Here is a 17,392-nt window from a genome sequence, read left to right as displayed (position 1 = left end):
AAGGGAAGAAAAATGACGACGAAAAAAGCTGATTACATTTGGTTCAACGGCGAGATGGTTCCGTGGGGAGAGGCGAAGGTTCACGTGATGTCTCACGCGCTTCACTACGGTACTTCCGTGTTTGAAGGCATCCGTTGCTACGACTCGCATAAAGGACCGGTGGTGTTCCGTCATCGCGAACATATGCAGCGTCTGCATGACTCAGCCAAAATCTATCGTTTTCCGGTCTCTCAAAGCATTGATGAGCTGATGGAAGCCTGCCGCGAAGTTATCCGCAAAAATAACCTGACCAGCGCGTACATTCGTCCACTGGTCTTTGTTGGCGACGTCGGCATGGGTGTTAACCCGCCTGCGGGATACAGCACTGACGTGATCATCGCGGCGTTCCCGTGGGGAGCTTATCTTGGCGCTGAAGCGCTGGATCAGGGGATCGATGCGATGGTTTCTTCCTGGAACCGTGTCGCGCCCAACACCATCCCGACCGCTGCAAAAGCCGGTGGTAACTACCTCTCTTCCCTGCTGGTTGGCAGCGAAGCGCGCCGCCATGGTTATCAGGAAGGGATCGCGCTGGACGTTAACGGCTATATCTCCGAGGGCGCGGGTGAGAACCTGTTTGAAGTGAAAGATGGCGTGTTGTTCACGCCGCCATTTACCTCTTCTGCGCTGCCGGGCATTACCCGCGACGCGATCATTAAACTGGCAAAAGATCTGGATATTGAAGTCCGCGAGCAGGTGCTGTCCCGTGAATCTCTGTATCTGGCTGATGAAGTCTTTATGTCTGGTACTGCTGCGGAAATCACCCCGGTGCGCAGCGTGGACGGTATTCAGGTTGGCGAAGGTCGCTGTGGCCCGGTCACCAAGCGTATTCAGCAGGCCTTCTTTGGTCTCTTCACCGGTGAAACCGAGGACAAATGGGGCTGGTTGGATCAGGTTAACCAATAAATATACCCGTCATATTTCAAGCATAAGCATAAAAAAATGGGGTGGCACGCAGCGCCCCATGTCACAGAGACTGGGAGTAACTAAAGCATGCCTAAGTACCGTTCCGCCACCACCACTCACGGCCGTAATATGGCGGGTGCCCGCGCGCTGTGGCGCGCAACCGGGATGACCGATGCTGATTTCGGTAAGCCGATTATCGCCGTTGTTAACTCCTTCACCCAATTCGTACCGGGTCACGTACATCTGCGCGATCTGGGTAAGCTGGTTGCTGAGCAGATTGAAGCCTCAGGCGGCGTTGCCAAAGAATTTAACACCATCGCGGTGGATGATGGGATCGCCATGGGGCATGGGGGTATGCTTTATTCACTGCCATCCCGTGAACTGATCGCCGACTCGGTTGAGTACATGGTTAACGCGCACTGTGCCGATGCCATGGTCTGCATTTCCAACTGCGACAAAATCACCCCGGGGATGCTGATGGCCTCCTTGCGCCTGAATATTCCGGTGATTTTTGTTTCCGGTGGCCCAATGGAAGCCGGGAAAACCAAGCTTTCTGACAAAATCATCAAACTCGACCTTGTCGATGCGATGATTCAGGGGGCGGATCCAAAAGTCTCCGACGAACAGAGTGAGCAGGTCGAGCGTTCCGCCTGTCCGACCTGTGGTTCCTGTTCGGGGATGTTTACCGCCAACTCGATGAACTGCCTGACCGAAGCGCTGGGTCTGTCCCAGCCGGGTAATGGTTCTCTGCTGGCGACTCACGCCGACCGTAAAGAGCTGTTCCTCAACGCAGGTAAACGTATCGTCGAACTGACGAAGCGCTATTACGAGCAGGATGACGAATCTGCGCTGCCACGTTATATCGCCAGCAAAGCGGCGTTCGAAAACGCCATGACGCTGGATATCGCCATGGGGGGGTCGACGAACACCGTTCTGCACCTGCTGGCCGCCGCGCAGGAAGCGGAAATTGACTTCACGATGAGCGATATCGATAAGCTGTCCCGCAAGGTTCCGCAGCTGTGTAAGGTGGCGCCGAGCACGCAGAAGTACCATATGGAAGATGTGCACCGCGCGGGCGGCGTACTGGGTATTCTCGGCGAGCTCGATCGTGCCGGGCTGCTGAACCGCGATGTGAAAAACGTTCTCGGTCTGACTCTGCCACAAACGCTCGATCAATATGATGTCATGCTGACCAAAGATGACGCGGTGAAAAAAATGTTCCGCGCCGGCCCGGCGGGTATTCGGACGACTCAGGCGTTCTCGCAGGACTGCCGCTGGGATACGCTGGATGACGATCGTGCCGAAGGGTGTATCCGTTCGCTGGAGCATGCTTACAGCAAAGACGGCGGTCTGGCGGTGCTGTATGGCAACTTTGCGGAAAACGGCTGTATCGTTAAAACCGCAGGGGTGGATGACAGTATTCTGAAATTCACCGGCCCAGCGAAAGTCTACGAAAGCCAGGACGAAGCCGTTGACGCGATCCTTGGCGGTAAAGTGGTGGCGGGCGACGTCGTGGTTATTCGCTATGAAGGGCCGAAGGGTGGTCCGGGAATGCAGGAAATGCTCTATCCGACGACCTTCCTGAAGTCCATGGGCCTGGGTAAAGCCTGTGCGCTGATCACCGACGGACGTTTCTCTGGCGGTACCTCGGGCCTGTCGATTGGCCATGTCTCGCCGGAAGCAGCCAGCGGCGGCAATATTGCGATCATTGAAGATGGCGATATGATTGCCATTGATATTCCAAACCGGGGTATTCAGCTGCAGCTGAGCGATGCCGAAATTGCCGCGCGTCGTGAAGCACAAGAGGCCCGCGGCGATCGTGCCTGGACGCCGAAAGCGCGTGAACGTCAGGTCTCCTTCGCACTCCGCGCGTATGCCAGCCTGGCAACCAGCGCCGATAAGGGCGCGGTTCGCGATAAATCAAAACTGGGGGGTTAATGATGGCTGAATCACAACCCCTGTCTGCCGCCCCCGAGGGGGCGGAATATCTCAGGGCGGTGCTGCGCGCACCGGTCTATGAAGCGGCGCAAATTACGCCGTTGCAAAAAATGGAAAAAATCTCGTCGCGTCTTGATAACGTGATTCTGGTGAAGCGCGAAGATCGCCAGCCGGTTCATAGCTTCAAGCTGCGTGGGGCCTACGCAATGATGGCAGGCCTGACGGAAGAGCAAAAAGCGCAGGGCGTGATCACCGCTTCTGCGGGCAACCACGCCCAGGGGGTTGCGTTCTCGGCATCGCGTCTTGGCGTGAAGGCGCTGATCGTCATGCCGGTTGCCACGGCGGATATCAAAGTGGATGCCGTGCGTAACTTTGGCGGTGAGGTCCTGCTCCACGGCGCTAATTTCGATGAAGCAAAAGCGAAAGCTATCGAACTGGCGCAACAGCAGAACTTCACCTGGGTCCCGCCGTTTGACCACCCGATGGTGATTGCCGGGCAGGGAACGCTGGCGCTGGAGCTGCTACAGCAGGACGCACATCTGGACCGCGTGTTTGTCCCGGTAGGCGGCGGTGGCCTGGCCGCAGGCGTAGCGGTGCTGATCAAGCAGCTGATGCCGCAGATCAAAGTGATCGCGGTGGAAGCAGAGGACTCCGCCTGTCTGAAAGCCGCGCTGGACGCCGGGCATCCGGTCGATCTGCCGCGCGTCGGGCTGTTTGCCGAAGGCGTGGCGGTGAAACGTATCGGTGACGAGACCTTCCGCCTCTGCCAGGAGTATCTTGACGATATCGTCACCGTCGACAGCGATGCGATTTGCGCGGCGATGAAAGACCTGTTCGAAGATGTCCGCGCCGTGGCTGAACCGTCTGGTGCGCTGGCGCTGGCAGGAATGAAAAAGTATATCGCGCAGCATGACATCCGCGGCGAGCGGTTGGCACATGTGCTTTCCGGGGCCAACGTTAACTTCCACGGCCTGCGCTACGTTTCCGAACGCTGCGAGCTGGGAGAGCAACGTGAAGCGCTGCTGGCGGTGACCATTCCGGAAGAGAAGGGCAGCTTCCTGAAGTTCTGTCAGCTGCTGGGCGGTCGTTCAGTGACCGAGTTCAACTACCGTTTTGCTGATGCCAAAGATGCCTGCATTTTTGTCGGGGTTCGTCTGAGCCGCGGTCTGGAGGAACGCAAAGAGATTTTGAGTCTGCTGCACGAAGGCGGCTATAGCGTTGTCGATCTTTCTGATGACGAAATGGCGAAACTTCATGTGCGCTATATGGTCGGTGGGCGGCCGTCAAAACCGCTGCAGGAGCGACTGTTCAGCTTCGAATTCCCCGAATCACCGGGGGCGCTGCTCAAGTTCCTGCATACGTTAGGGACCCACTGGAACATCTCGTTGTTCCATTACCGCAGCCACGGAACCGATTATGGCCGCGTGCTGGCGGCGTTCGAGCTTGGCGAGCATGAGCCGGATTTCGAAACCCGACTCCATGAGCTGGGCTACGACTGCCACGACGAAACCAATAACCCGGCGTTCAGGTTCTTTCTCGCGGGCTAATGCCTGATGGCGCTGCGCTTAGCGGGCCGACAATCAGATCCCCGTCCGGGTAAGGCGTTTCGCCGCCACCCGGCAAAAACGTCAGTGGTTAGGCAGAATCGACCAGAAAGCATCAATAAGCGGCTCATACAGCCGCTTTTTTTGTGCGCATACGCCCAGTTCAAACGGCGTTTTCTCATCGCTGCGCTCTAAAATCATCACGCGATTGCGTACCGGTTCCGGACTGTTCTCCAGTACTACTTCCGGAATTAAAGCCACGCCGCAGCCGAGCGCGACCATCGACACCATCGCTTCATGGCCGCCCACGGTGGCGTAAATCGAGGGATTGCTGATTTTATGGCGGCGAAACCACAGTTCGATGCGGCGACGCACCGGCCCTTGATCGGCCATGATAAACGGTACGGTTGACCAGTCGGGCTTCTCCTGGCTCACCTGGGTGCGCACCGGACAGGCTAATGCCGGGGCGATCAGCACGACCGCCAGGTTTTCCAGCATCGAAAACGCCACGGAGCCCGGTAGCGTTTCCGGCTTGCCGGCAATCGCGAGATCTGCCTCGCCGGTGACGACCTTCTCCATCGCATCGGCGGCATCGCCGGTGGAAAGCTTGATCTCCACCGAAGGGTGGGCAGCGCGGAAGCGATCGAGAATCGGCGGCAGATGGCTGTAGGCTGCCGTTACCGAGCAGAAGATATGCAGCTCGCCGGAAAGCGAAGGACCTTGCTGATCGATGGCATGACGAAGCTGCTGGTACTGTAGCAGCGTCTGCTGTGCGAACAGGCGCAGCTCTTCGCCCGCTTCGGTCAAGGTGACGGTACGGTTATCGCGAACAAACAGCGGCTGCCCGAGATCTTCTTCCAGGCGCTGGATCTGGCGTGAAAGGGTGGAAGGACTGACGTGCATCGCCCGCGCGCTGCGGCCAAAATGGCGGCTTTCGGCCAGATGCAGGAAGGTTTTCAGATCGCGTAAATCCACACTCCGTACTCCACGGTTTTGCATTGCAGAAATTGCAACGTGACGTTGTGAATATATCAATTTCCGCAATAAATTTCCTGTCATATAGTAAGTTCATTCTCTCTTGCACAGACACGGCAAGCGAACCGAACAATAAGACAGTACAACATCACGAGGTATCACCATGGCTAACTACTTTAATACACTGAATCTGCGCCAGCAGCTGGCGCAGCTGGGTAAATGTCGCTTTATGGGCCGCGACGAATTCGCCGATGGCGCGAGCTACCTTCAGGGTAAAAAAGTGGTCATTGTCGGCTGTGGCGCGCAGGGTCTGAACCAGGGCCTGAACATGCGTGATTCCGGCCTGGATATCTCCTATGCGCTGCGTAAAGAAGCGATTGCTGAAAAGCGCGCATCCTGGCGTAAAGCGACCGAAAACGGCTTCAAAGTGGGTACCTACGAAGAGCTGATCCCGCAGGCTGACCTGGTGGTTAACCTGACGCCGGACAAACAGCACTCCGACGTTGTGCGTTCCGTTCAGCCGCTGATGAAAGATGGCGCGGCGCTGGGCTACTCCCACGGCTTCAACATCGTCGAAGTGGGTGAGCAGATTCGTAAAGACATCACCGTCGTGATGGTGGCGCCGAAGTGCCCGGGTACCGAAGTGCGTGAAGAGTACAAACGTGGTTTCGGCGTACCGACTCTGATCGCGGTTCACCCGGAAAACGACCCGAAAGGCGAAGGCATGGCGATTGCTAAAGCCTGGGCCGCGGCAACCGGTGGTCACCGTGCGGGCGTTCTGGAATCATCCTTTGTTGCGGAAGTGAAATCTGACCTGATGGGCGAGCAGACTATCCTGTGCGGTATGCTGCAGGCCGGTTCTCTGCTGTGCTTCGACAAGCTGGTGCAAGAAGGTACCGATCCGGCATACGCCGAAAAACTGATTCAGTTCGGCTGGGAAACCATCACCGAAGCGCTGAAGCAGGGCGGTATCACCCTGATGATGGATCGCCTGTCTAACCCGGCGAAACTGCGTGCTTATGCGCTGTCCGAACAGCTGAAAGAGATCATGGCGCCGCTGTTCCAGAAACATATGGATGACATCATCTCCGGCGAATTCTCCTCCGGCATGATGGCTGACTGGGCCAACGACGATAAGAAACTGCTGACCTGGCGTGAAGAGACCGGTAAAACCGCGTTCGAAACCGCACCGCAGTTTGAAGGCAAAATCGGCGAGCAGGAGTACTTCGATAAAGGCGTTCTGATGATCGCGATGGTGAAAGCGGGCGTTGAGCTGGCGTTCGAAACCATGGTTGATTCCGGTATCATCGAAGAGTCTGCTTACTACGAATCACTGCATGAGCTGCCGCTGATCGCGAACACCATCGCGCGTAAGCGTCTGTACGAAATGAACGTGGTTATCTCCGATACCGCAGAATACGGTAACTACCTGTTCTCTTATGCCTGCGTACCGCTGCTGAAAGAGTTCATGACTACCCTGCAGACCGGCGACCTGGGCAAAGCGATTGCCGAAGGCGCGGTAGACAACGCTCAGCTGCGCGACGTGAATGAAGCCATCCGCAGCCACGCTATTGAGCAGGTGGGTAAGAAACTGCGCGGCTATATGACTGATATGAAGCGTATTGCAGTAGCGGGTTAACCCGATTGTCGGGTGGCGCTCCGCTTACCCGACCTACACAACCGCAAGATGTAGGCCGGGTAAGGCGTAGCCGCCACCCGGCTTTTTATTTGCGGTACAGGACTTTGATAATGTGGTAGCCAAACTGAGTGTGCAGCGGGCCGGTCGGCTCCAGCTCAGGGCAGGAGAAGACGACTTTATCAAATGCCGGAACCATCTGGCCCTGTTTGAACTCGCCTAAATGACCGCCCTTTTTGCCTGACGGGCAAGTGGAGTGCTTTTTCGCCAGCTTCTCGAAATCGGCGCCGTTTTTAATCTGCTCCAGCAGGTCGAGTGCCAGTTTCTCTTCTTTCACCAGGATGTGCATTGCTGCCGCTGTTTTTGCCATGATCGTACCTTGATAATTGACGATGAATCAGAGGGCAATATTAGCATGCGCTAGCGGCGGTAGAGCACCTTAATGATGTGGTAGCCGAACTTCGTTTTTACCGGTCCGTAGGGCTTTAGCAGCGGGCAGGTGAAGACGGCTTTATCAAACGGCCCGACCATCGCCCCCTGCGTAAACTCACCGAGATCGCCGCCGTTGCGTCCGGACGGGCATTTCGAATAGCGTTTTGCCAGGTGATCGAAACTGACGCCTCGCGCCAGTTTAGCGAGGATCTCCAGGGCCAGTTTCTCTTCTTTTACCAGGATATGCAGGGCTGCTGCGGACTTTGCCATTGTTTTGTTCTCTGGATTATCGGTGTTGCCAACACTTTACCATTAGCCGGTAAATCTCCACCCGGCTTTCTGCTACAATCCCCACCCCGTTCGAAGATTGAGCAAGACTCCCATGCGTTTAAACCCTGGCCAACAACAAGCCGTCGAATTTGTTACCGGACCGTGCCTGGTGCTGGCGGGCGCCGGTTCCGGTAAGACCCGCGTTATCACCAATAAAATCGCTCACCTGATCCGCGGATGCGGCTATCAGGCGCGCCATATTGCGGCGGTAACCTTTACCAACAAAGCGGCACGTGAAATGAAAGAACGTGTCGGGCAAACGCTGGGGCGCAAAGAAGCGCGGGGCCTGATGATTTCCACCTTCCATACCCTGGGGCTGGATATTATTAAGCGCGAATATGCTGCGCTGGGGATGAAATCTAACTTTTCTCTGTTCGATGATACCGACCAGGTTGCGCTGCTTAAAGAGCTGACCGAAGGGCTCATCGACGACGATAAAGTCGTGTTACAGCAGCTGATCTCGACGATCTCCAACTGGAAAAACGATCTGCAAACCCCGGCACAGGCCGCGGCAGGCGCAAAGGGTGAACGGGATCGGATCTTTGCCCACTGCTACGGGCTCTATGATGCCCATATGAAGGCCTGCAACGTGCTGGATTTTGACGATCTGATCCTGTTGCCGACCCTGCTGTTACAGCGCAATGAAGAGGTGCGTGAACGCTGGCAGAACAAGATTCGCTATTTGCTGGTGGATGAATATCAGGATACCAACACCAGTCAGTATGAGATGGTGAAGCTGCTGGTGGGGCAGCGTGCGCGCTTTACCGTCGTCGGCGATGATGACCAGTCGATCTACTCCTGGCGCGGAGCACGGCCGCAGAACCTGGTCCTGCTGAGCCAGGATTTCCCGGCGCTGCAGGTGATTAAGCTGGAACAGAACTACCGTTCTTCCGGGCGCATACTAAAAGCCGCTAACATCCTGATTGCCAACAACCCGCACGTCTTCGAAAAACGCCTGTTTTCCGAGCTGGGATATGGCGCAGAGCTTAAAGTGCTTTCAGCGAACCATGAAGAACATGAAGCGGAGCGGGTGACCGGGGAACTGATCGCCCACCACTTTATCAATAAGACGCAATATAAAGATTACGCCATTCTCTACCGCGGCAACCATCAGTCGCGGGTCTTTGAAAAGATGCTGATGCAAAACCGCATCCCGTACAAAATTTCGGGCGGTACGTCGTTCTTTTCACGGCCCGAGATTAAAGACCTGTTGGCCTATCTGCGCGTGCTGACCAACCCGGATGATGACAGCGCTTTCCTGCGTATCGTTAATACGCCAAAGCGCGAAATCGGCCCGGCCACCTTGCAAAAGCTGGGCGAGTGGGCGATGACCCGTAACAAAAGCTTGTTTACCGCCAGTTTTGATATGGGCCTCAACCAGACGCTAACCGGTCGCGGCTATGATGCGCTCACCGGGTTTACGCAGTGGCTGGCTGACATCCAGCGCCTGGCGGAGCGCGAACCGGTCGCCGCGGTGCGCGATCTGATTCGCGGGGTGGATTATGAATCCTGGCTGTATGAGACCTCTCCGAGCCCGAAGGCCGCAGAAATGCGGATGAAAAACGTCAATCAGCTGTTCAGCTGGATGACGGAGATGCTCGAGGGCAGCGACATAGACGAGCCAATGACCCTGACCCAGGTGGTCACCCGTTTTACTCTGCGCGATATGATGGAGCGCGGCGAGTCCGATGAAGAGTCGGATCAGGTGCAGTTGATGACCCTGCACGCCTCAAAGGGGCTGGAGTTTCCCTACGTCTATCTGGTGGGTATGGAAGAGGGGCTGCTGCCGCATCAGAGTAGCATCGATGAAGACAACGTGGATGAAGAGCGCCGCCTGGCGTATGTCGGGATTACCCGCGCGCAAAAAGAGCTGACCTTCACGCTGTGTAAAGAGCGTCGTCAGTACGGAGAGCTGGTGCGCCCTGAGCCCAGCCGTTTTCTGCTGGAGCTACCGCAGGATGACCTGATCTGGGAGCAGGAGCGCAAGGTTATCTCGCCGGAGGAGCGGATGCATAAAGGGCAGGCCAACGTCGCCAATATTCGCGCGATGCTGGCAAAAGCGAAAGGGAAGTAGTACGACCGCGTATCTCCCGGTGGCACACAGCGGGAGATTTTACTGAGCCCGCTGCTTATCAGGCGAAATTAAGCCACTTCGAGAGCCCAGTGGACATAGCTTTGCCACTGGCACTCCTGCTCCACCATCTCCCGACCCAGCGGATGACTTTCCAGCCACCCCTCCGGCAGCGTCAGCACCAGTTTCTCGCCGTCGACGGCGAGTGAAATGGCCGGCAGCAGATCGTCGCGACGGCGGCTGGCAAACAGGATCGCCAGACGCAGCAGCCGACACAAGTGCTCAGCAACCCGCGGTTTCACAGCATTTTGCTGATGGAGCGAGGAGAGGTCGATGGTATTGGTCTGGTTGAGCAGCAGCGTGGCGAGCAGTTTTTTCTGCGCCGGCGTGAAGCCGGGGAGATCGAGGTTGCTCACCAGATAGGCGGCGTGCTGCGGGGCGCGTTTAAAATCGACGCTAAGGCCAATTTCGTGCAGCTCGCAGGCGCTGGCGAGCAGCTCGCGGCTGAGCGATTCCAGCTCCCAGGCATCGTCCAGCTGATTCACCAGATGCGCTGCGAGTTGGGTTACACGCTGGGCCTGCTCGGTGTCGATCATGAAGCGGCGTTGAATATTGCGCAGCGTACGGCTACGGATATCCTGATCGACGGACAGATGCAGCATGCCGTAAACCAGGCCTTCACGGAGCGCACCGCCCGCGAGGGTCATACACTGAATATTCAGTTCGCTGAAGATGGCGATAAGTATGGCCAGCCCGCTGGGGAAAACCAGCGCTCGTTCTAAGGTTAAACCTTCGATTTCCAGCTCTTCCAGGCGCCCGCACTGGATCGCACGCTGCTTGAGCTGCTGCAATTTAGCCAGGGTGATACGCTCGTCCATTCCCTGCGCCATCATGATTTCCTGCAGAGCCTGAACGGTACCGGATGCGCCGACGCAAACTTTCCAGCCGTGGTAATTCAGGATGTCAGTAATCGGACGCAGAACTTCCCGAGCCGCATTTTCTGCGAGATCGAAGTTTTCTTTTGTCAGGTTGCGATCGGCGAAGTAGCGTTCCAGCCAGGTGACGCACCCCATCGACAGGCTAAAAAGAGAGGTGGTCTGTGCCCCCGTACCAGTCACCAGTTCGGTACTGGCGCCGCCAATATCGACAACCAGGCGCCGGTCTTCGCCGCCGGTCGTATGGGCAACGCCTTGATAAATCAGACGGGCTTCTTCTTCACCGCTGATTACCTGCACCGGACAGCCGAGAATTTCCCGGGCCTTGGCTAAAAACTCGTCGGCATTGACGGCCAGGCGCAGCGTGGCGGTGGCCACAACGCGAATCTGAATGGAGGGGATATCCTGCAGGCGTTCGGCAAACAGACGCAAACACTGCCATCCACGCTCCATCGCTTCCGCGGAGAGCGTGTTATCGCTGTTCAGGCCAGCGGCCAGACGCACTTTGCGCTTGATGCGGCTGAGCGTCTGGATGCTCCCGGCCACCTCGCGTACAACCAACATATGAAAGCTATTAGAACCAAGATCGATAGCTGCATAAAGCGAGGTGGAACTGAGCATAAATGTATTTAACCTGAACGACGACGGTTACGAGGCGGACCGCTGCGACGCGGGCCATTGCCAGTGCGCGGGCGCGTCAGGCGCAGCGGCTTAGGCAAATCTGTCATAAGTGCATCTGGGTTGTATTTGCTGACCGGAATAGAGTGACCGGTGTAGGTCTCAATCGCCGGAAGATTCAGCGCGTACTCTTCGCAGGCCAGGCTGATGGAGTGACCGCTGGCGCCCGCGCGACCGGTACGGCCGATACGGTGGACGTAATCTTCACAGTCGTCCGGCAGGTCATAGTTAAAGACATGCGTTACGGCCGGGATATGCAGACCACGTGCAGCAACGTCGGTCGCCACCAGAATGTCGATATCGCCACGGGTGAACTCTTCAAGAATCCGCAGACGTTTTTTCTGTGCGACGTCGCCGGTTAACAAGCCGACGCGATGACCGTCTGCTGCCAGGTGGCCCCAGATATCTTCGCAACGATGTTTAGTGTTCGCGAAAATAATAGCGCGATCCGGCCACTCTTCTTCCAGAAGCGTCTGCAGCAGGCGCATTTTTTCTTCGTTGGAAGGATAGAACAGCTCTTCTTTAATCCGGTGACCCGTTTTCTGTTCCGGCTCGACTTCAACATATTCGGCGTTGTTCATTTGTTCAAACGCCAGTTCGCGGACACGGTAAGAAAGGGTTGCGGAGAACAGCATGTTCAGACGCTGATTGGTCGGCGGCATGCGACGGAACAGCCAGCGGATATCTTTAATAAAGCCGAGATCGTACATGCGATCGGCTTCATCCAGTACGACGACCTGAATCGCACCAAGGTTAATGTGATTCTGTTTAGCGTAATCAATAAGACGACCGGTGGTACCGATCAGAATATCGACGCCGCTTTCCAGCACTTTCAGCTGCTTATCGTAGCCATCGCCGCCGTACGCCAGACCCAGCTTCAGGCCAGTGGCCGCAGCCAGCGGTTCTGCGTCAGCGTGAATTTGTACCGCCAGCTCACGGGTAGGAGCCATGATCAGCGCACGCGGTTGGTTTACCTGGCGGTCAGCGCTGGCCGGGTGAGAGAGAAGGTAATGAAACGTTGACGTCAGGAACGCCATCGTTTTTCCGGTACCGGTTTGCGCCTGCCCGGCGACATCACGACCTTCCAGCGTTAGCGGAAGAGCGAGTGCCTGAATGGGCGTACAATTATGAAACCCTTTCTTTTCAAGGGCTTCAATCACTGCCGGGTGCAGGGCGAAGTCGGAAAACTTCTGTTCTGTTAAATGTGTTTTGCTCATAGTGTGGTAGAATATCAGCTAACTATTGCATTAAGAAAGCGTATCCGTTGAAATAACGTCAACCTTTCGTTGGCTATACGCGAAATGACTTAAGGTGCATCTACGGCAACCTGATGAATCCTCGAAAGCTTAGACTACTCAGCGAGTCGAGGAGAATTAATCTACCGGGAACGGTTTGAAGGCGGTTTGCTTTGGCTCCTGCAAGACGACATCCATGAGGGATCGGATCGCGCAGTGGCCAGTAATAGAGGCATCCTGAAAAATAACGTGTATAACGTAGCATCGGCACGTCGTTGATGTCTGCGACACCAACACACCAGGCTTATTCCTGTGGAGTTAAATATGAGCGATAAAATTATTCACCTGACTGACGACAGTTTTGACACGGACGTACTCAAGGCTGACGGGCTAACCCTCGTCGATTTCTGGGCAGAGTGGTGCGGTCCGTGCAAAATGATCGCCCCGATTCTGGATGAGATCGCTGAAGAGTATCAGGGCAAACTGACCGTAGCTAAACTGAACATCGATCAGAACCCGGGTACTGCGCCGAAATACGGCATTCGCGGCATCCCGACTCTGCTGCTGTTTAAGAACGGCGAAGTGGCGGCAACTAAGGTTGGCGCACTGTCTAAAGGCCAGCTGAAAGATTTCCTCGACGCCAACCTGGCGTAAGCAGTTTGCCATTCCGGCGTCCGGGTTCCTATTTTTAGCGGAACTCTGGACGCCCGGCCAGAGTCGTGCTAAGTTAACTTCAGACTTCGTTTTAAACATACCTTATTGTTTGAATCTTGTTTTACCCGAAGCGTCCCGCAGAAAATGCGCGAGAGGCTACAAATTCCGGGCTTTTCACTCATTCCGTTTTGTCGTTCCAGCTCTGCGTTCTTTCCTGTGACCAGGCAACGTACAGGCACGAGATGAAGGCCGTTAACAGGCATGGATGTTCCTGCCATACCATTCACAACATTAAGTTCGAGTTCTACCCCGAGTTTAAGAACCCACACCATTATGAATCTTACCGAATTAAAGAATACGCCGGTTTCTGAGCTGATTACTCTCGGCGAAAATATGGGGCTGGAAAACCTGGCCCGTATGCGTAAGCAGGATATTATTTTTGCCATCCTCAAGCAGCATTCGAAGAGTGGCGAAGATATCTTTGGCGATGGCGTACTGGAGATACTGCAGGATGGATTTGGTTTCCTCCGCTCCGCAGACAGCTCCTACCTCGCCGGTCCCGATGACATCTACGTATCCCCAAGCCAAATCCGCCGTTTCAACCTCCGCACTGGTGACACCATTTCCGGTAAGATTCGTCCTCCTAAAGAGGGTGAGCGTTACTTTGCGCTGTTGAAAGTTAACGAAGTTAACTACGACAAGCCGGAAAACGCGCGTAATAAGATCCTGTTCGAGAACTTGACGCCGCTGCATGCGAACTCACGTCTGCGCATGGAACGTGGTAACGGTTCAACCGAAGACTTAACCGCACGTGTGCTGGATCTGGCTTCGCCAATTGGTCGCGGTCAGCGTGGTCTGATTGTTGCACCGCCGAAAGCCGGTAAAACCATGCTGCTGCAGAATATCGCGCAGAGCATCGCGTACAACCATCCTGACTGCGTGCTGATGGTGCTGCTGATCGACGAACGTCCGGAAGAAGTGACCGAGATGCAGCGTCTGGTTAAAGGTGAAGTGGTTGCTTCTACCTTTGACGAACCGGCTTCTCGCCACGTTCAGGTTGCCGAGATGGTTATCGAGAAGGCGAAACGTCTGGTTGAGCACAAGAAAGACGTTATCATTCTGCTCGACTCCATTACTCGTCTGGCACGTGCCTACAACACCGTTGTTCCGGCTTCCGGTAAAGTATTGACCGGTGGTGTGGATGCCAACGCCCTGCATCGTCCGAAGCGTTTCTTCGGTGCAGCACGTAACGTGGAAGAGGGCGGCAGCCTGACAATCATCGCCACCGCGCTGATTGATACCGGCTCCAAAATGGATGAGGTTATCTACGAAGAGTTTAAAGGCACCGGTAACATGGAGCTGCATCTCTCGCGTAAAATCGCTGAAAAACGCGTCTTCCCGGCTATCGACTACAACCGTTCCGGTACCCGTAAAGAAGAGCTGCTCACCACCCAGGAAGAGCTGCAGAAGATGTGGATCCTGCGTAAAATTATCCATCCGATGGGTGAGATTGACGCGATGGAATTCCTCATCAACAAACTGGCGATGACCAAAACGAACGATGACTTCTTCGATATGATGAAGCGCTCGTAAGTTAAAAAAAAGCCCAAAAACGCCACGCAATCGCGTGGCGTTTTGTTTTTTGGGTTTGTATGATCCAGGAAGGGAAAAGGAAGCAGGGATTATCGTATGATTAGCGCACCACTCCAGGCAGAGATGATTTTAACAGACTAAAATCTATACAATAAATTTGTAATGTTCTGCTTTACCCCTTCAGGAGTTGAGACATCGTCGTTATACTTCCCGGATTAACCATGCTGAGAGCACATGTGTTGTGAATTTACTCACTGCTATTACTGAATTAATCAGTATTTTCTTATTCACTACCCTTTTTATATTTGTTGCCCGAAAAGCAGCAAAAAAAGTCGGGTTAGTGGATAAACCTAACTATCGAAAACGGCACCAGGGTTTGGTTCCGTTAGTGGGTGGCATCTCAGTTTATGCTGGCATTTGTTTTACTTTTGCCATCGCTGATTATTACATTCCCCATTCATCCTTATATCTGGCCTGTGCCGGCATCCTTGTGCTGGTCGGTGCGCTGGATGACCGGTTTGATATCAGTGTAAAAATTCGCGCGGTGATTCAGGCCGCCATTGCCGTTGTCATGATGACGGCAGGAAATCTGCACCTGAGTAGTCTGGGCTATATTTTTGGTTCGTGGGAGCTGGTCCTCGGCCCCTTTGGTTTCTTCCTCACCCTTTTTGCCGTCTGGGCCGCGATTAACGCCTTTAATATGGTCGATGGTATCGACGGCCTGCTCGGCGGTCTGTCATCGGTCTCCTTTGCGGCAACCGGCATTATTCTGTGGTTTGACGGCCAATACAGCCTGGCAATGTGGTGTTTTGCGATGATAGCCGCCATTCTGCCCTATATTTTACTTAACCTCGGCGCGCTTGGCCGTCGTTATAAAGTTTTTATGGGGGATGCCGGCAGTACCATGATTGGCTTCACCATCATCTGGATTCTGCTGGAAACGACCCAGGGCAAAACGCATCCCATTAGCCCGGTGACCGCCCTGTGGATTATTGCGATTCCGTTGATGGATATGGTGGCGATTATGTATCGTCGCCTGCGTAAAGGCATGAGTCCGTTCTCTCCGGATCGCCAGCATATTCATCATTTGATCATGCGTGCCGGGTTTACTTCCCGACAGGCGTTTGTCCTGATCACGCTGGCGGCCGCGCTGCTGGCGCTGGTGGGCGTGGTGGCGGAATATACCCGTATCGTTCCTGAATGGGTGATGTTAATTCTCTTTTTGTTGGCCTTTTTCCTTTATGGCTACTGCATTAAACGCGCATGGAAAGTGGCGCGACTGGTTAAGCGCATCAGACGCAGAATACGGCGACACAGCGGCAATAATCCAAAATTAACCAAGTAGAACTGGGGACGTGATGACTCAACCATTACCGGGAGCACAAGCAGTGAACGTTGAGAATGAGCTGGATATTCGCGGGCTGTTTCGCGCCTTATGGGCAGGAAAAATCTGGATAGCCGGTATGGCCGTGCTATTTGCGCTGATCGTTCTGGTTTACGCCTTCTTTGCTCGCCAGGAGTGGAGCGCAACGGCGATAACCGATCGGCCAACCGTGAATATGCTGGGCGGTTACTATTCTCAACAGCAGTTCTTACGCAATCTGGATATTAAAGCCAATCTGGTTCCTGTCGACCAGCCGTCGGCGATGGATCAAGCCTACAAAGAGTTCATCATGCAGCAGGGATCCTGGGATACCCGCCGCGATTTTTGGTTGCAAACCGACTATTACAAACAGCGCCAGTCGGGCAATGCCCGCGCGGACGCTGCGCTGCTGGACGATCTGATTAACAATATTCAGTTCATGCCCGGCGACCCGCTAAAAAATGTTAACGACAGCGTGAAGCTGACGGCCGAGACCGCGGCGGATGCCAATAATCTGCTGCGCCAGTACGTGGCCTTCGCCAGCCAGCGTGCGGCAGGGCATCTGAATGACGAGCTGAAAGGTGCCTGGGCGGCCCGCACCGTGCAGATGAAAGCACAGGTGAAGCGCCAGGAAGAGGTGGCGCGCGAAATTTTCAACCGTCGTACTCACAGCGTGGAAGAGGCGTTGAAAGTGGCGCAGCAGCACAACATCTCCCGCAGTGAAACGGATATCCCGGCCGATCAGCTGCCGGATTCCGAGCTGTTCTTGCTCGGCAGGCCAATGCTGCAGGCGCGGCTGGAAAACTTGCAAGCGGTGGGGCCGGAATACGATCTCGACTATGACCAAAGCCGGGCCATGCTGAATACGCTCAACGTCGGACCGACATTAGATCCACGTTTTCAGACTTACCGGTATTTGCGTACGCCGGAAGAACCGGTAAAACGCGATAGCCCGCGGCGCGTATTTCTGATGGTGATGTGGGGTATCGTGGGCGCGCTCATCGGCGCAGGCGTTGCATTATCGCGACGCAGAGTCCAGTGAATGCGGCCTGTGATGGAGCATTAA

The 17,392-nt window shown here is 55.2% G+C and carries 14 protein-coding genes; 9 read left to right on the top strand and 5 right to left on the bottom strand.

What is annotated here, in order from left to right:
* Positions 1-12 precede the first annotated feature (12 nt).
* From ilvE to ilvA, 3 genes are all read left to right on the top strand, one after another.
* Complete coding sequence (gene ilvE / locus DSD31_RS25015) at positions 13-942, top strand: branched-chain-amino-acid transaminase (protein ID WP_004869492.1); 930 nt, start codon at positions 13-15, stop codon at positions 940-942.
* A gap of 87 nt (positions 943-1,029) precedes the next feature.
* Positions 1,030-2,880 carry a dihydroxy-acid dehydratase gene (gene ilvD / locus DSD31_RS25010; protein ID WP_004869495.1) on the top strand — a complete coding sequence of 617 codons (1,851 nt, stop codon included), beginning with the start codon at positions 1,030-1,032 and terminating at the stop codon, positions 2,878-2,880.
* 2 nt (positions 2,881-2,882) lie between these two features.
* Entirely contained in the window at positions 2,883-4,427 is a 1,545-nt protein-coding gene (gene ilvA, locus DSD31_RS25005; RefSeq protein ID WP_113991408.1) for a threonine ammonia-lyase, biosynthetic, read from the top strand.
* A gap of 81 nt (positions 4,428-4,508) precedes the next feature.
* Here the strand turns inward: ilvA and ilvY are convergent, their stop codons facing one another.
* A complete protein-coding gene (ilvY, locus tag DSD31_RS25000) occupies positions 4,509-5,399 on the bottom strand; it encodes an HTH-type transcriptional activator IlvY (RefSeq protein ID WP_004869503.1) in 891 nt (296 codons plus the stop codon).
* 163 nt (positions 5,400-5,562) lie between these two features.
* On the opposite strand from ilvY, the gene ilvC reads away from it, so the two are divergent.
* Complete coding sequence (ilvC, locus tag DSD31_RS24995; RefSeq protein ID WP_015585417.1) at positions 5,563-7,038, top strand: ketol-acid reductoisomerase; 1,476 nt, start codon at positions 5,563-5,565, stop codon at positions 7,036-7,038.
* Between the two features lie 85 nt (positions 7,039-7,123).
* Here ilvC and ppiC (DSD31_RS24990) read toward each other — a convergent pair whose 3' ends face one another.
* Positions 7,124-7,405, bottom strand: a complete 282-nt coding sequence (gene ppiC, locus DSD31_RS24990; protein ID WP_004869510.1) for a peptidylprolyl isomerase PpiC — start codon at positions 7,403-7,405, stop codon at positions 7,124-7,126.
* 50 nt (positions 7,406-7,455) lie between these two features.
* A complete protein-coding gene (gene ppiC / locus DSD31_RS24985; RefSeq protein WP_004869513.1) occupies positions 7,456-7,737 on the bottom strand; it encodes a peptidylprolyl isomerase PpiC in 282 nt (93 codons plus the stop codon).
* A 112-nt stretch (positions 7,738-7,849) separates the two neighbouring features.
* Between ppiC (DSD31_RS24985) and rep the strand changes: the two genes are divergently transcribed.
* On the top strand, positions 7,850-9,871 hold the full coding sequence (gene rep / locus DSD31_RS24980; RefSeq protein WP_004869516.1) for a DNA helicase Rep: 2,022 nt from the start codon (positions 7,850-7,852) through the stop codon (positions 9,869-9,871).
* A 68-nt stretch (positions 9,872-9,939) separates the two neighbouring features.
* Here the strand turns inward: rep and gppA are convergent, their stop codons facing one another.
* Together gppA and rhlB are read right to left on the bottom strand one after the other, a co-directional pair.
* Positions 9,940-11,424 (bottom strand): guanosine-5'-triphosphate,3'-diphosphate diphosphatase, encoded by a 1,485-nt coding sequence (gene gppA, locus DSD31_RS24975; protein ID WP_113991363.1) that lies wholly within the window; start codon positions 11,422-11,424, stop codon positions 9,940-9,942.
* An 8-nt stretch (positions 11,425-11,432) separates the two neighbouring features.
* Positions 11,433-12,698 (bottom strand): ATP-dependent RNA helicase RhlB, encoded by a 1,266-nt coding sequence (gene rhlB / locus DSD31_RS24970; protein WP_004869522.1) that lies wholly within the window; start codon positions 12,696-12,698, stop codon positions 11,433-11,435.
* 342 nt (positions 12,699-13,040) lie between these two features.
* Here rhlB and trxA point away from each other — a divergent pair, with 342 nt between their 5' ends.
* The 4 genes from trxA to wzzE all read left to right on the top strand — a co-directional run bounded on the left by trxA (position 13,041) and on the right by wzzE (position 17,368).
* Positions 13,041-13,370, top strand: a complete 330-nt coding sequence (trxA, locus tag DSD31_RS24965) for a thioredoxin TrxA (RefSeq protein WP_004869525.1) — start codon at positions 13,041-13,043, stop codon at positions 13,368-13,370.
* A gap of 333 nt (positions 13,371-13,703) precedes the next feature.
* On the top strand, positions 13,704-14,963 hold the full coding sequence (gene rho, locus DSD31_RS24955) for a transcription termination factor Rho (RefSeq protein WP_002883293.1): 1,260 nt from the start codon (positions 13,704-13,706) through the stop codon (positions 14,961-14,963).
* Between the two features lie 241 nt (positions 14,964-15,204).
* Entirely contained in the window at positions 15,205-16,308 is a 1,104-nt protein-coding gene (wecA, locus tag DSD31_RS24950) for a UDP-N-acetylglucosamine--undecaprenyl-phosphate N-acetylglucosaminephosphotransferase (protein ID WP_004869531.1), read from the top strand.
* 13 nt (positions 16,309-16,321) lie between these two features.
* Entirely contained in the window at positions 16,322-17,368 is a 1,047-nt protein-coding gene (gene wzzE / locus DSD31_RS24945) for an ECA polysaccharide chain length modulation protein (RefSeq protein ID WP_015585414.1), read from the top strand.
* Positions 17,369-17,392 lie beyond the last annotated feature (24 nt).

Origin of the sequence: Klebsiella sp. X13, from assembly GCF_003323835.1 — a bacterium.
Lineage (GTDB): Bacteria > Pseudomonadota > Gammaproteobacteria > Enterobacterales > Enterobacteriaceae > Klebsiella > Klebsiella ornithinolytica.
This window is presented reverse-complemented; position numbering and strand designations above follow the sequence as displayed.

What these genes read in the sequence shown, in the direction of transcription:
- ilvE (WP_004869492.1), top strand. Translation starts at nt 13, where the DNA reads ATGACGACGAAAAAAGCTGATTACATTTGGTTCAACGGCGAGATGGTT.
- wzzE (WP_015585414.1), top strand. Translation starts at nt 16,322, where the DNA reads ATGACTCAACCATTACCGGGAGCACAAGCAGTGAACGTTGAGAATGAG.
- gppA (WP_113991363.1), bottom strand. Translation starts at nt 11,424, where the DNA reads ATGCTCAGTTCCACCTCGCTTTATGCAGCTATCGATCTTGGTTCTAAT.
- ppiC (WP_004869510.1), bottom strand. Translation starts at nt 7,405, where the DNA reads ATGGCAAAAACAGCGGCAGCAATGCACATCCTGGTGAAAGAAGAGAAA.
- ilvD (WP_004869495.1), top strand. Translation starts at nt 1,030, where the DNA reads ATGCCTAAGTACCGTTCCGCCACCACCACTCACGGCCGTAATATGGCG.
- ppiC (WP_004869513.1), bottom strand. Translation starts at nt 7,737, where the DNA reads ATGGCAAAGTCCGCAGCAGCCCTGCATATCCTGGTAAAAGAAGAGAAA.
- trxA (WP_004869525.1), top strand. Translation starts at nt 13,041, where the DNA reads ATGAGCGATAAAATTATTCACCTGACTGACGACAGTTTTGACACGGAC.
- rho (WP_002883293.1), top strand. Translation starts at nt 13,704, where the DNA reads ATGAATCTTACCGAATTAAAGAATACGCCGGTTTCTGAGCTGATTACT.
- ilvC (WP_015585417.1), top strand. Translation starts at nt 5,563, where the DNA reads ATGGCTAACTACTTTAATACACTGAATCTGCGCCAGCAGCTGGCGCAG.
- ilvA (WP_113991408.1), top strand. Translation starts at nt 2,883, where the DNA reads ATGGCTGAATCACAACCCCTGTCTGCCGCCCCCGAGGGGGCGGAATAT.
- rep (WP_004869516.1), top strand. Translation starts at nt 7,850, where the DNA reads ATGCGTTTAAACCCTGGCCAACAACAAGCCGTCGAATTTGTTACCGGA.
- rhlB (WP_004869522.1), bottom strand. Translation starts at nt 12,698, where the DNA reads ATGAGCAAAACACATTTAACAGAACAGAAGTTTTCCGACTTCGCCCTG.